The organism is Micromonospora sp. NPDC050695, assembly GCF_040654415.1.
In the GTDB taxonomy this organism is placed as follows: Bacteria; Actinomycetota; Actinomycetes; order Mycobacteriales; family Micromonosporaceae; genus Micromonospora.
Genome location: NZ_JBFAHZ010000008.1, coordinates 93,839 through 108,029, shown reverse-complemented (window position 1 = coordinate 108,029; position 14,191 = coordinate 93,839). Strand labels below are relative to the sequence as shown.

Below are 14,191 nucleotides of genomic sequence, written 5' to 3'. Positions count from 1 at the left end.
GACCGGCCCTTTCGCCGTTCGTGGGCGACGCGCTGCGGCTCAGCCCGCGAGTCGCCAGCGGCCGTTGCGGGCGACCAGCGTGGTGAGTGCCTGCGGCATGAGGCCGGAGTGGTTGTCCGGCGTCATCCGGATCGGGCCGGAGAGGCCGTCCATCTGGGACGTCTCCAGCACGTCGCGGATGCCGTTGCGGTCCACCGTGCCGGCCTCGCCGCCGGCGCGCAGCTCGGCGTCGGCGATCAGTTGCACCGCGTCGGCGGCGAACGACGACGATCCGTTGTAGCCGCCGTAGCGCGCCGTGTAGTCCTGGAACCACTGCCGCCGGGCCGCCTTCGCCGGCGTGGTGGCGATCACGTCGTCGATCACCATCGTCTGGGTGAAGATCAGCGTGGCCCGTTCGGTGGCGCGGGCCGCCGCGCCGAGGAAGAGGTCACCGGCCGCGCCCGCGTCGAAGAACAGCGAACCGCGAAAGGCGGCCTGCTGGGCGCTGGTGGCGGCCAGCGCCGCCTGCTCCGGAGGCGTCCAGATGACCAGCGCGTCGGGCCTGTCCGAAGTGAGCTGGCCGACCTGCTGGCCGACCTCGGTGTCGGTGGTCTTCACCGCCTGCTCGCCGACGGGCTTGATGTTGGCCTTGGTCAGCTCGCGGCGCAGGGCGGCCACGCCCTCCCGGCCGTAGTCGTCGTCGCTGTAGAGCAGGCCCACCTTGCGGACCGACTTGCGACGCAGTTCGGTGGTGAGTGCGGCCGCACTGTCGGCGGCGTTCGGGCCCAGCTTGAACACGTAGCGCCGATCGGCGACCGGAGCGGCGATCGCCCCGGAAGCGGCGAGCGCAATGGTGGGAATCCGCTTCTCGTTGATGGTTCCGACCGCGCCGACCGCGCATTCGTTACAGCCGCCCATGATGATGGCGCTGACTTGGGAATCGCTGCTGAAGTCGGCGATGTTGCGCAGTGACTCGGCGGCGTCGGAACGGTTGTCCTTCACCTTCAGCTTGATCTTCCGGTCGTTCAGTGCTCCCGAGGAGTTCAACTGCTCGACCTTGAGCTCCAGGGCCCTCTGGTATGCCCGGCCCACCGGCGCGGCCGCGCCGGAGAGTTCGAGGTCCGCAGCGATCACGATCGGACTCGTGTCCTTGTCGGCCCCGCCGAACTGGCAGCCGGTGAGCGTGGTGGCAACTACGGCCGATGCGAGCGCCGCGATGGTCGCGGAGCGGATGGGGCTCAACTCAGTCCTCCAGGTGCGGGCGCGGGCGCTGCCCGGTCACCGCCGCTAATCCGTCCTCAGTGGAGGACGGGATCTCCTCTGCCGTACGGTGTGCGCGAAGCCTGCAAAACCTTGCCAATGGCCGGCGCTGTGGTCAAGCGCGGACCCCGGTTGCATTTTCGGGACGGCCATCCCACATGCTGGGGTAACGCAACGTTTGCAAAAGCTCACTTTGCACACACGTGTGACCACTCTGGAGTTACAACCCCTGTTCAGGGGCTTGCGGAAATGAAGGTATCAGTTGACCGGATCACGGGTTCCGCGCCGTCGGACCGTTTCCTACCTCGCTGCGGCTTCCCAAACAGGATCTTCTCTGATGAAATCGCGGCCGTGCCGCGCGTGGTCCCCTCCGCCTACGGCACGGTTCGGCGGGCCAGGCGGGGAAGAAACGACGGAGGCGATGTCGTGAGCACCGGACCGACGACCCTGCCCGCAGTTGGCGACTCCACGCGGCGTTCGCGCCGCGGGTTGCCGCGGCTGCGTGACGCCCGGATCCGGTCCAAGTTGGCGCTGATCCTGGTCGTCCCCGTGGCGGCGGTGATCGCACTGGCCACGGTCCGGCTGATCTCGGTAGGCGAGGGCGCCGTCGACGCCACCCAGGCACGATCGCTCACCGCGCTCTCCATCGACGTCAGCGCGCTCACCCAGGATCTCCAGTCCGAGCGGATGGCCGCGGCGGCCTACCTGGCCGCCCCGCAGCAGCCGGCCGACGCGTTCAACCTGCGGGTCCGTCAGACGCAGCAGCGGGTCGAGGAGTACCGGGCCGAGCGGGGCCGGATCGGCGAGGTGCCGGCGGCTCTGCGGGACCGGCTGGCGGCCATCGACAGTCACCTGGCCACCCTGGACGGCACCCGGCAGGAGGTGCTCGACCGTCGTCAGATGGCGGTCGCCGAGGCGGTGCTGAGGTACGGCGTCATTCTCACCGACCTGGTCGGCTACGGTGACGGGCTCGCCCAGCTGCCCGGCGACGAGAGTCTGTCGGACAGCCGCCGGGCCGTCGCCGCGTTCGCCCGCGCCAAGGCGTCGGTGGCCGAGGAACAAGCGGTGGCCTTCACCGCGCTCACCGCCGGCCAGCTCGACGAGGAGCAGTTCTCCTCCTTCGTAGCCACCCTGACCAGCCAGCAGGAGGCCCTGGTCGCCTTCTCGCTCGCCGCCGACCCGGTGCAGCGCGCCCTGGTCGACAGAACCGTCTCCGGTGACGCGGTCGGCCTGTCCGACCGGGTGGCCACCGACCTCACCCGCTCGGTCGGGCAGCGTTCACTGGTCAACGCGCAGGACGCCACCGCCGCCATCGGCGCGGTCACCGACCTGATGCGCTGGGCCGAGGTCCAACTGCAGAACCGACTTCTCGAGCAGTCCGACCAGGCCCGCTCGGACGTCATCCGGCAGGCCGTGGTCGAGTCGGTGCTGGTGCTGCTCACCCTGATCATCGCGGTGACGCTGGCCGTGGTGCTGGCCCGCTCGCTGAACCACTCGCTGCGCCGACTGCGCGAGGGTGCCCTGTCGGTGGCCAACCACGACCTGCCCGACGCGGTGCAGCGGCTGCAGAACATGGGCAGCGTCGGCGACGGCGGGGTGGAGGAGATCGTCCGGCAGGTCCGAGATCCGATCCAGCTCACCAACCGCGACGAGGTCGGTCAGGTGGCTCTGGCCTTCAACGTCGTGCACCGGGAGGCGGTCCGGGTCGCGGCCGAGCAGGCCGCGCTGCGGACCAGCGTCTCGGCGATGTTCCTCAACCTGGCCCGCCGCAGTCAGACCCTGGTCGACCGGATGATCGGCGAGCTGGACGCGATCGAGCGTGGCGAGGAGGACCCGAAGCGGCTGGCCCAGCTCTTCGAGCTGGACCACCTGGCCACCCGGATGCGCCGCAACGACGAGAACCTGCTGGTCCTGGCCGGTGCCGACTCCGCCGTGCCGCGTCGCGACGACGCGCTGGTGGTGGACGTGCTGCGTGCCGCGCAGTCCGAGGTGGAGCTGTACAACCGCATCGAGTTCGGCACCGTGGACACCGACATCTCGGTGGCCGCGCACGCGGTCAACGACGTGGTACGGCTCGTCGCCGAGCTGCTCGACAACGCGACCCGGTTCTCGCCGCCGACCACCACGGTGGTCGCCGACGGTCGCCGGATCCGCGACTACGTGCTGATCCAGATCGAGGACCGCGGGCTCGGCCTCACCGATGACCAGCTCGACTCGCTCAACCGGCGCCTGGCCGCGCCGCCGAGCGTGGACGTCGCCGCGTTCCGGCTGATGGGTCTGGCCGTGGTGAGCCGGCTCGCCTCCCGCTACGGGATCCGGGTGGAGTTGCGCCGCAACGTCGAGGGCGGCACCGTCGCTCAGGTGACCCTGCCCGCCGCCACCGTGATCCTGCCCAGCAACCGGGGCCGCGAGCAGGTGCTGACCCGGCCGCGCCAGCCGATGGCCGTCGAGCAGACGCCGCTGACCCCGATCGGTCACGCCGAGTCGTACTCCGGTGCCACGGCCGCGGCGGCGACGCTGCCCGACCAGTGGCGGACCAGCACGCCCGCGCCGGCGCAGTGGCAGTCCCCGTTGGACTCCCGCGACACCACCCCGTCCGTGCAGGCCGGCGGCTTCACCGGCGCGCACCAGACGGTGCCGCCCGCGCCTGCCCCGGCCGCCCCGGTTCCGCCGGCCCGGCCCGCCTACAGCAACGGCGGCGGTCCCTCGGTGGGCAGCCCGACCGTGGCGTACCCGACCATCGACCCGCTGCCCCGGCGTGGCTCGGGGGCGGACACCCCCGACGGACGTACCGCGCCGGTGTTGCCGGTCGGGCCGGTCGCCGGGCTCGGTGCGGTCGCGCCGCCGGCCGCGCCAACCGTGCCCTCGGTGCCGGCCGCCCCGGTCAGCACCCGTCCGGACTTCCCGGCCGAGGCGCCGATCTTCCGGGAGATGGAGGCGGTCTGGTTCCGGTCGCACGGCGACGACGCGACCGCGATCTTCACCCGGCCGCAGTTCGACGGGCCGCCGCCCTCCACCGGGACGGCCGACACCGCTCTGCGGTCGAACGGAGGCGGTCAGCAGGCCGCCGCGTTCGCGCCGGCCGCCGCGCCAGCCCGTCCGCCACTGCCGACCCGCACTCCGGGCAGCTCCGGTGAGGCCGCCGGAGTGCAGACCGCGGGAAGCATGGACGGTTTCGGCAACGGGAACGGCGGCGGCAGCCGGGGCGCCTCGACGCCCACGCCACCGCCGTCGTACACGCCGCCGCCGGTGCCCCGCACGGCGCCGGCCGCACCGGCCGCGCCCGTCCAGCCCGCCGCGCCGAGCGCACCCACCGTGGATTCGAGCGCCTGGCGGACGGCGGCGGACGAAGGCTGGTCGCGGGCCAGCCGGGCCGCCGAGCCGGCTCCCGCCGGTACGACCCGGTCGGGCCTGCCCAAGCGGGTGCCGCAGGCGCAACTCGTGCCCGGCGGCATCGAACCGAAGGGTGGCCGGGACCGCAGCCGGCGGACCCCCGATGAAGTACGCGGCCTGTTGTCGGCCTACCACCGCGGTGTGCAGCGTGGCCGGACGGCCGGGACGGACCAGAACAGCACCTCGACCAAGGAGAGCCGATGAACAGGCCAGCTGCCATGCAGGACATGGGTTGGCTGCTCACCAACTTCGCCGACAGCGTGGCGGGTATCGCCCACGTGGTGGCGGTGTCCGCCGACGGGCTGCTGCTCGCGTCCTCCCGGGACCTGCCGGGGGACCGGGCGGACCAGCTCGCCGCGATCACCTCTGGCGTGGTGAGCCTGACCGAGGGCGCGGCCCGGATGTTCAGCGCGGGCGGGGTGTTGCAGACCGTCATCGAGATGGACAGCGGCTACCTCTTCCTCATGTCGATCAGCGACGGCTCGTCGATGGCCGTGCTGGCCGCGCGGAGCTGCGACGTGGGCCAGGTGGGCTACGAGATGGCGTTGCTGGTCGAGCGGGTCGGTGCCGCGCTGGTGCCGCTGCCGCGAGACGCGGTGCGTTCGTAGCACCGAGACCCGGCGCGCGGACCGCGCGCCGGACCAGGGATGGGGGGCGGTGTACGCCGACTCCGTACGGGACGAGGAGGTGATCGGGGATGGACCAACGGCGCGTTGACCCGCGCGGTGCTCTGGTGCGTCCGTACGCGGTCACCCGTGGTCGTACGGAGCCCCGGCAGGACATCGCTCTCGAGGCGGTCCTCACGGCCTCACCCACCCAGGTCGCCGAGTCCCGCTTCGCCGGGCACGACAAGCACCGAATCGCCACGGTCTGTGAGGGCCGTGCACAGTCGCTGGCGGAGATCGCCGCGTACACCCGGATGCCGCTGGGCGTCGCCCGGGTGTTGGTCGCCGACATGGTGGCCGAGAGCCTGCTGACGTTACACACTGCTGCTCCCGCCGAGGGGTTCGAGGAGCGGATGGAACTGCTTGGAAGGGTGCTAAGTGGACTTCGCAGGCTATGACCCCGCTGGGGGGCGGCCGGGCCGGGGAATCGTCTCCGCGAAGATTGTCGTCGCGGGCGGCTTCGGCGTCGGTAAGACGACGCTGGTCGGCGCGATCTCCGAGATCACGCCGCTGAGGACCGAGGCGGTGATGACCGCGGCCGGTGTCGGCATCGACGACCCGTCCAAGGTGCCGGGCAAGGAGACCACCACGGTCGCCATGGACTTCGGCCGGATCACGATGGCCCAGGACCTGATCCTGTACCTGTTCGGTACGCCGGGTCAGACCCGGTTCTGGTTCATGTGGGACGAGATCATCCGGGGTGCGGTGGGCGCCGCCGTGCTGGTGGACACCCGCCGGATCACCGACGCGTTCGCCCCGCTGGACTACTTCGAGAACCGCAATCTGCCGTACGTGGTGGCGCTGAACCGGTTCGACGGTGCTCCCGAGTACGAGGCGGAGGAGGTCCGCGAAGCGCTGGCCATCTCGCCGCAGGTGCCGCTGGTGATGACCGACGCCCGGCACCGGGATTCGGTCAAGCAGGTGCTGGTGACGGTGGTCGAGCACGCCATGCTCCGGCTCCAGGCCGAGCACGGCCGGGGTTTCCCCACGCCCGTCGGCTGATCCCGTCGCGGTCGGCCGGTCCGCACCGGCCGACCGCGACGCGTCAGTCCACCCGGAGCCGGTAGCCGCGCTTGACCACGGTCTGCACCACGCGCGGGGCGCGCAGGCCGGCCCGGAGGCGGGCGACGGCCATCTCCACCGCGTGCTCGTCCGCGCCGCGGGGCAGCGTGCGCAGCAGGGCGGTCCGCGACAGAACCCGGCCGGGGGACTGGGCCAGCGCCCGCAGCACCGCCATCGGCGCGGGAGCGAGCGGTCGCAGTTCGCCGTCGATCACCGCGGCGTGACCGCGCAGGGTGAGCAGATGCCCGGCGGCCTTGAACGTCATGGTCCGGCGGGGCAACTCGTCGACGATGGTCCGTACGAGCGCCCCCAGCCGGGCCCGACCCGGGGCGCTGACCGGTATCCCGTGCCGCAGCAGCGGTTCGGCGGTGACCGCGCCCACGCAACTGGCGAGCACGTCGGTGCGGAACGCGGACAGCACCGCCTCGCTGCGGTCCCCGGCGGCGCGCAGCAGGGCCTCGGCCGCCGGCGCCGAGGTGAACGTCACCGCGTCGACCAGCCGGCCGGCGATCAGGTCGATGAGTCGGTGCAACGGTGCCGGGTCGGTCGGCGGTGCCCACCGGTAGACCGGTACCTCGATGACCGTCGCGCCGGCCGCCTCCAGTGCGAGCGTGCACTCCGGTTGCCGTTCGCCGTGCAGCTGCATGGCGATGACCTGCCCGGCCACGCCGCGCCGACGCAGGTGGTCGACCACCTCGTCGCAGCTCTCCGAGGCGGGCGACCACTGGTCGTGCAGTCCCGCCGCTCGGATCGCGCCGCGTGCCTTGGGTCCTCGGGCCACCACGTACGACCCGGCCAGCACCGAACGCAGCGGCTCGGCGAGCCCCCAGCCCTCGGCCGCTTCCAGCCACCCGCGCATGCCGATGCCGGTGTTGGCCATCAGGATGTCCGGCGGTTGGTCCAGGCAGGCGCGGGTCGCCTCGCGCAGTTCGGTGTCGTCGGACAGCGGCACGATCCGCAGTGCCGGGGCGAGCACCACCCGGGCACCCCGCCGCTCCAGCAGCGCGGCCAGCTCGTCGCGCCGCCGGTCGGCAGTCACCCCGATGGTGAAGCCGGCCAGTTCTTCCCGCATCAACCCTCCCGTCGCAGCCGCACTTCGACCAGCCCGTCGCGGCAACGCGCGTCGTGTCGGGCCACGGCGACGCCGGGCAGGTCGAGGCACCGCCCGGTGTGCAGGTCGTACACCTGCTTGTGCAGCGGCGAGGCGACGGTCGGCACCCCGCCGCGGCTGCCCACGATGCCCCGGGACAACACGTAGGCGCCGGAGACGGGATCGCGGTTGTCGATCGCGAACAGCCCGTCCGCGGTGCGGAAGAGAGCGACCTGCACGCCGTCGACCAGGGCGGCGACCCCCCGATCGGGTTCGAGCCGGTCGAGGGGGCAGATCGTGGTCCAGTCCAGTGTGGTGGTGGAGTTCATCGCCGTACCTCCGGTAGGCCCAGTGCGACCGGCTGCCGGTCCCGCACCGGCACCGGCTGGCCGCGTTCCAGCGCGAAGGTGATCGACGGGTCGGGCACGTCGGGTGCGTTGACGAACGAGGTGTAGCGGCGCAGCCGGTCCGGGTCGTCGAGCACGTCGCGCCACTCGTCGGAGTACGACGACACGTGCCGGGCCATCGCCGCGTCGAGGTCGGCGCAGAGGCCCAGCGAGTCGTCCACGATCACGGCGCGCAGGTGGTCCAGGCCGCCGTCCATCGCCTCGATCCAGCCGGCGGTGCGTTGCAGCCGGTCGGCGGTACGGATGTAATACATCAAAAATCTATCGATTAGTCGAATCAGCACTTCTGTCGACAAATCAGTGGCGAACAGGTCGGCGTGCCGGGGCCGGAAGCCGCCGTTGCCACCGACGTACAGGTTCCAGCCGGTCTCCGTGGCGATGATGCCGAAGTCCTTGCTGCGGGCCTCGGCGCACTCCCGGGCACACCCCGACACCGCCGACTTGATTTTGTGGGGAGCGCGCAGCCCCCGGTAGCGCAGTTCCAGCGCCACCGCCAACCCCACCGAGTCCTGTACGCCGTAGCGGCACCAGGTCTCGCCGACGCAGGACTTCACCGTGCGCAGCGCCTTGCCGTACGCGTGACCGGACTCGAACCCGGCGTCCACCAGTCGTCGCCAGATCAGCGGCAACTGCTCCACCCGTGCCCCGAACAGGTCGATCCGCTGCCCACCGGTGATCTTCGTGTAGAGCTGGAAGTCCCGGGCGACCTCACCGATCACGATCAGCTTCTCCGGGGTGATCTCGCCACCCGGGATCCGGGGCACCACCGAGTAGCTGCCGTCGCGTTGCAGGTTGGCCAGGAAGTGGTCGTTGGTGTCCTGCAACGACGCCTGCTCCCCGTCGAGCACGTGCCCGCTGCCCAGCGAGGCGAGGATCGACGCCACCACCGGCTTGCAGATGTCGCAGCCACGGCCCCGACCGTGCTCGGCCACCAGTCGGGAGAAGGTGCGGATGCCGCGCACCTGGACGATCTCGAACAGCTCCCGCCGGCTCACGTCGAAGTGCTCGCACAGGGCCGTGGACTGCGCCACCCCCGCCGCGTCCAGCAGCTGCTTGAGCATCGGCACGCAGGAGCCGCAGCTGGTGCCGGCCCTGGTGCACGCCTTCAACGCCGGCACGTCCGCGCAGCCGTCGGCGATGGCGGCGTCCACGTCGCCACGGGTGACCGCGTTGCAGGAGCAGACCTGCGCGGTGGCGGGCAACGCGCCCGCGTCCGCGCCGCCGCCGTCGGGGGCGAGCAGTGCCAGCGGCGCGGCCGGCAGCGGGCCGCCCACACTGGCCCGCAACGTCGGGTACGCGCTGGCGTCGCCGACCAGCACCCCGCCGAGCAGCGTGTGCGCGTCGTCGGAGAGGACCAGCTTCGCGTACGCCCGGGTCGCCGGATCGGTGAACGTGACGTCCAGGCAGCCCGGCGTGGTGCCGTGCGCGTCGCCGAACGAGGCCACGTCGACGCCGAGCAGCTTCAGCTTGGTGGCGGTGTCCGCTCCCGGGAACGTCGCCGCGCCGCCGACCAACCGGTCGGCCACCACCTCGGCCGTCGCGTAGCCCGGCGCGACCAGGCCGTGGCAGGTGCCGTCGACCGCCGCGCACTCGCCGACCGCCCAGATCCGTTCGTCGGCGGTGCGGCACGTCCCGTCGACCAGCACCCCACCGCGCGGCCCCGTCGGCAGACCGGCGGTACGGGCCAGCTCGTCGCGCGGTCGGATGCCGGCGGCCACCACCACCAGCTCGGCGTCGACCGCGCTGCCGTCGGAGAGTTCCAGGGCGGCGACCGCACCGTCCGGGCCGGGACGGATCGCGGTGGTGGCAACCCCGAGGTGGGTACGCACACCCAGCTCCTCGACGTAGCGCCGCAGCATCGCGCCGCCGGCCTGGTCCACCTGCACCGGCATCAACCGGGGCGCGAACTCGACCACGTCGGTGCTCAGGCCCAGCAGCCGCAGGGCGTTCGCCGCCTCCAGCCCGAGCAGCCCGCCGCCGATCACCGCGCCGACCCGGCGGCCGTCCGCGTACGCCCGGATCGCCGCCAGGTCGTCCAGGGTCCGGTAGACGAAGACCCCGGGCAGCTCCGCGCCGGGCACCGGTGGCACGAACGCGTACGAACCGGTGGCCAGTACCAGCGCGTCGTAGTGGTACTCGCCGACGGCGGTGGTCACCACCCGCCGGTCCCGGTCGATGGCGGTGGCCGGCTCGCCGAGACGCACCCGCACCCCGTCGTGCGGGGTGTGCAGGTTCAGGTCGCTCTCGCTCACCCCGTCGAAGAACGCCGACAGCCGCACCCGGTCGTACGCCGCACGGGACTCCTCGCCGAGCACGGTCACCCGCCAGCGTCCCTGCGGATCCCGGGCGCGCAGCGCGTCGACGAAACGCTGCCCGACCATCCCGTTGCCGATGACCACCAGGTCGCCGCTCATCGCGTCACCTCCACCGATTCCGCCTCGGACAACCAGTCGACGATGCCGCCCACCGCGTCCCGGCAGCCGCCGCATCCGGTGCCGGCCCGGGTCACCGCGACCACCGCGTCGGCCGTCCGGGCACCGGAGCGCCAACAGCGCACCAGCGCGCCCTTGGTCACCGTGTTGCACTGACAGACGATGGCCGCGTCCGGCATCAGCGCCGGTGACGCGGCCGGTGCCGCGCCGGTCGCGCCGAGCGCTCGGCCCAGCAGCAGCGCCCGCCGGTCGGCGGGCACCGGATGGCCACGATCGAACAGTTGGATCACCGTGCCGACCGCCGGGTTGTCGCCGAGCAGGATCGCGCCGATCAGACGCTCGTCGCGGATCCGCAGCCGGGCGTACGTGCCCCGGGTCGGGTCGGCGAAGGTCAGCTCCTCGCCCGGCTCGCCGCCCACCGCGTCACCCATGGCGGCCAGGTCGATCCCGGCCGCCTTCAGTCGGGTCACCACCGGCCGGGGCCGGTAGCGGGCCAGCGGGTCGGTGCCGCTCAGCACGTCGGCGAGCACCCGGGCCTGGGCCCAGGCGGGTGCCACCAGGCCGGTGAGCGCGCCGTCGTGCTCGGCGCAGTCGCCGATCGCCGAGATGCTCCGGTCGTCGGTGCGCAGCCGGTCGTCCACCACCACACCACGTCGCACGGTCAGGCCGGCGGCCCGCGCGAGGGCGGTGTCCGGGCGTACGCCGCAGGAGAGCACCAGCAGATCGGCGCGCAGCGACCGACCGTCGGCCAGGTCGAGGCGTACACCCGTGTCGTCCGCGACCACGCCGGTCGCCGGCACGGCGAGTTGGATGGTGACGCCGAGGCCGGTGAGGGTGCCGGCGAGCACCGCGCTGGCCGCCGGGTCGAGCTGCCGTTCCATCAGGTGCCCGGTGTGGTGCACCACGGTGGTGGCCAGCCCTCGGGTGGCGAGCCCTCGGGCGGCCTCCAGGCCGAGCAGCCCGCCGCCGAGCACGAGCGCGCTGCGCGCGCCGTGGGCCGCCGCGATGATCCGCCGGCAGTCGTCCAGGGTCCGGAACGACACCACCCGCGGCGGGAGGTCGGCCGGGTCGAGGCCGGGTAGCGGCGGCACCACCGCCCGGGCGCCGGTGGCCAGCACCAGGTGGTCGTATCCGATCCGTTCGCCGTCGGCGGTGCGGACCTCCCGGGCGGAGCGGTCCACCGTCGTCACCGGTACGCCGGTGCGCCTGTCGATGCCGTGCCCGGCGGCCTCGGTCAGCTCCACGTCCGGCTCGCCGATCCGGCCCGCCAGCAGGGTGGAGAGCATGATCCGGTTGTACGCGCGGTGCGGCTCGGCCCCGAGGACGGTGACCTTCCGGTCGCCTTCGCGGGCGTGCAGTTCACCGGCGAGGCGGGCGCCCGCCATCCCGTTGCCGACGATCACCACCCGGGTCGTCATGCCTTCTCCACCCGTACCGCGCAGATCTTGAATTCGGGCATCCCGGAGATCGGGTCCACCGCGTCGTTGGTCACCGAGTTGGCCCGGCCGGCCCCGGCCCAGTGGAACGGCGCGAAGACGGTGTCCGGTCGGATGCCCGCGCTGAGGCGGGCCGGAGCGCGCAGTTCACCCCGGCGGGACGTGACCAGCACCGGGTCGCCGTCGTCGATGCCCAGCCGGACGGCCAGGTCGGGGTGCAGCTCGACGAACGCCTCGGGTGCGGCGCGGCGCAGCGCGGCAACGCGGCGGGTCTGGGTGCCGGACTGGTACTGGGCCAGCACCCGGCCGGTGGTGAAGTGCAGCGGGTACGTGTCGCAGACCTCCTCGGCGGCCGGCCGGTGGTCGACGGGGTGGAACCGGGCCCGGCCGTCCGGGGTGGCGAAGCGGTCGGCGAAGAGTCGGGGTGTGTCCGGCCCGTCCTCGCTGGGGCAGGGCCAGTGGACGCCGTCGGCGGCGTCGATCCGCGCCCAGGTGATGCCGGCGTAGTCGGCGGTGCCGCCGGCGGACGCGCGGCGCAGCTCGGCGAAGACGGCGGCGGGGTCGGTCGGGAACCGGGCCGCCGCGTTGGTGGCCGCCGCCTGTTCGGGGGCCAGCCTCGCCGCGAGGTCGGCGATGATGGCCAGGTCGGTCCGGACGCCGGGCGGCGGCGGGCGCAGCGCACGCCGGCGCAGCACCCGACCCTCCAGATTGGTCATCGTGCCGTCCTCCTCGGCCCACTGCGCGGTGGGCAGCACCACGTCGGCCAGCGCCGCCGTCTCGGACAGCAGCAGGTCGGCGACGACCAGCAGATCGAGGTCGCGCAGCCGGCGCTCGATGCGGGCCGCCCGGGGCGCGGAGACCACCGGGTTCGAGCCGAACACCAGCAACGCGCGCGGGCCGTCGGGCGTGCCGAGCGAATCGAGCAGCTGGTACGCCGGCACACCCGGGCCCGGCAGCTCGTCGGCGGGCACGCCCCAGACCCCGGCCACGTGCTCCCGGGCCACCGGATCGTCGATCTTCCGGTAGCCGGGGAGCTGGTCGGCCTTCTGCCCGTGCTCCCGCCCGCCCTGGCCGTTGCCCTGGCCGGTGAGGCAGCCGTACCCCGAGCCGTCGCGGCCGGGCAGGCCGAGGGCGAGAGCCAGATTGACGTACGCGGTGACCGTGTCGACGCCCTTGGCGTGCTGCTCGGCGCCGCGCGCGGTCAGGATGATCACCCGTCCGCCGGTGCCCAACGCGCGGGCGGTCGCCTCCAGGTCGGCGACCGGCACCCCGGAGAGCTGCTCCGCGCGGGCCGGCCACCAGGCGGCGACGCTGCGGCGGACCGCCTCGAAACCGGTGGTCCGCTCGGCCACGTACGCCTGGTCGACCCAGCCCTCGGTGAGCGCGATGTGCAGCAGCGCGTTGGCCACCGCGAGGTCGGTGCCGGGCAGCGGTTGCAGGTGCAGGTCGGCCTGGCGGGCGGTGGCGGTGAGGCGGGGGTCGACGACGATCAGCCGGCCGCCGGCGCGGCGTTGCTCGGTGAGCCAGCGCACCAGCGGCGGCATGGTCTCCGCCGGATTGGCGCCGACCAGCAGCAGCGTGTCGGCCCGGCCCAGGTCGGCGAGCGGGAACGGCAGCCCCCGGTCGACGCCGAAGGCGCGCATCCCGGCGGCGGCCGCCGAGGACATGCAGAACCGTCCGTTGTAGTCGATGTGCCGGGTGCGCAGCCCGATCCGGGCGAACTTCCCCAGGGCGTACGCCTTCTCGTTGGTCAGGCCACCGCCGCCGAAGACGGCGACCGCGTCCCGGCCGGCGTCGTCCTGCACGGTGCGGATGCCCGCGACGATCCGGTCCAGTGCGGCGTCCCAGCTCGCCGGGCGCAGCTCGCCGGTGGCCGGGTCGCGCAGCAGGGGAGTGGTCAGCCGGTCCGGGTGGTCGAGCAGGTCGGCGGCGGTCCAGCCCTTCTGGCACAGCCCACCGCGGTTGGTGGGGAACTGGCGGGGGTGCACGGTCACCCCGTCACCGTCCGCGCGCAGGGTCATGCCGCACTGAAGGGCGCAGTACGGGCAGTGCGTCGCCACCTCCCGGGGCGCCAGCCCCGGCCGAGTGGCCGACCATGCACCGTCTGTCATGTCGGCAAAGCGTGCCGCCGGGCGGTTTCCGGTCCGGGTCCCTTCTGTTTCGGTCCTGTCAAGTGGGGCTCACACCGCACCGTGGTTCGGCGACGAACGGATGGTCGCCGGTGGTCAGCGCACGTCGGCGCGGCGTGGTCGGCGGGTCACTGACAGCCACCCAGGAAACGGGCGTGGAGTGCTCGCGGGTCAGGACGAACGCCCAGGGAGTACAGATCGTCAACCGCGTCTTGCATGTTCGCTGCCAGATAGAACGCCAGGGCGATCGAATGGCCGTAGAACTCGGCGGCGAGGTCAAGCTGAGCCGGCGCGCACGGCCAGGGAGCAGCGCAGTTACGGCAGCGCCACGCCGGGCG

The 14,191-nt window shown here is 73.1% G+C and carries 10 protein-coding genes; 4 read left to right on the top strand and 6 right to left on the bottom strand.

Annotated elements, in window-relative coordinates:
- Window positions 1-39 precede the first annotated feature (39 nt).
- Window positions 40-1,221 carry an ABC transporter substrate-binding protein gene (locus AB0H52_RS08495; protein WP_151488103.1) on the bottom strand — a complete coding sequence of 394 codons (1,182 nt, stop codon included), beginning with the start codon at window positions 1,219-1,221 and terminating at the stop codon, window positions 40-42.
- Between the two features lie 444 nt (window positions 1,222-1,665).
- Between AB0H52_RS08495 and AB0H52_RS08490 the strand changes: the two genes are divergently transcribed.
- From AB0H52_RS08490 to AB0H52_RS08475, 4 genes are all read left to right on the top strand, one after another.
- Window positions 1,666-4,836 carry a nitrate- and nitrite sensing domain-containing protein gene (locus AB0H52_RS08490; protein WP_357946105.1) on the top strand — a complete coding sequence of 1,057 codons (3,171 nt, stop codon included), beginning with the start codon at window positions 1,666-1,668 and terminating at the stop codon, window positions 4,834-4,836.
- Window positions 4,833-5,240, top strand: coding sequence for a roadblock/LC7 domain-containing protein (locus AB0H52_RS08485; RefSeq protein WP_007465177.1), 408 nt, complete (start codon window positions 4,833-4,835; stop codon window positions 5,238-5,240). The genes AB0H52_RS08490 and AB0H52_RS08485 overlap by 4 nt, the downstream gene beginning before the upstream one ends.
- A gap of 89 nt (window positions 5,241-5,329) precedes the next feature.
- Window positions 5,330-5,695, top strand: a complete 366-nt coding sequence (locus tag AB0H52_RS08480) for a DUF742 domain-containing protein (RefSeq protein WP_151488101.1) — start codon at window positions 5,330-5,332, stop codon at window positions 5,693-5,695.
- On the top strand, window positions 5,676-6,299 hold the full coding sequence (locus AB0H52_RS08475; RefSeq protein WP_151488100.1) for an ATP/GTP-binding protein: 624 nt from the start codon (window positions 5,676-5,678) through the stop codon (window positions 6,297-6,299). Before AB0H52_RS08480 ends, AB0H52_RS08475 begins: the two co-directional genes overlap by 20 nt.
- A 43-nt stretch (window positions 6,300-6,342) precedes the next feature.
- Here AB0H52_RS08475 and AB0H52_RS08470 read toward each other — a convergent pair whose 3' ends face one another.
- The 5 genes from AB0H52_RS08470 to AB0H52_RS08450 are packed head-to-tail and all read right to left on the bottom strand — an operon-like array spanning window position 6,343 to window position 13,835.
- Window positions 6,343-7,431, bottom strand: coding sequence for a uroporphyrinogen-III synthase (locus tag AB0H52_RS08470; protein WP_278126348.1), 1,089 nt, complete (start codon window positions 7,429-7,431; stop codon window positions 6,343-6,345).
- Window positions 7,431-7,778, bottom strand: a complete 348-nt coding sequence (nirD, locus tag AB0H52_RS08465; protein WP_151488098.1) for a nitrite reductase small subunit NirD — start codon at window positions 7,776-7,778, stop codon at window positions 7,431-7,433. Before nirD ends, AB0H52_RS08470 begins: the two co-directional genes overlap by 1 nt.
- Window positions 7,775-10,270: a nitrite reductase large subunit NirB gene (gene nirB / locus AB0H52_RS08460; RefSeq protein ID WP_151488097.1), complete on the bottom strand. Its 2,496-nt coding sequence runs from the start codon at window positions 10,268-10,270 to the stop codon at window positions 7,775-7,777. Before nirB ends, nirD begins: the two co-directional genes overlap by 4 nt.
- A complete protein-coding gene (locus AB0H52_RS08455) occupies window positions 10,267-11,706 on the bottom strand; it encodes an FAD-dependent oxidoreductase (protein ID WP_357946100.1) in 1,440 nt (479 codons plus the stop codon). The genes nirB and AB0H52_RS08455 overlap by 4 nt, the downstream gene beginning before the upstream one ends.
- Window positions 11,703-13,835, bottom strand: coding sequence for a molybdopterin oxidoreductase family protein (locus AB0H52_RS08450; protein ID WP_151488095.1), 2,133 nt, complete (start codon window positions 13,833-13,835; stop codon window positions 11,703-11,705). The genes AB0H52_RS08455 and AB0H52_RS08450 overlap by 4 nt, the downstream gene beginning before the upstream one ends.
- Between the last annotated feature and the right edge of the window lie 356 nt (window positions 13,836-14,191).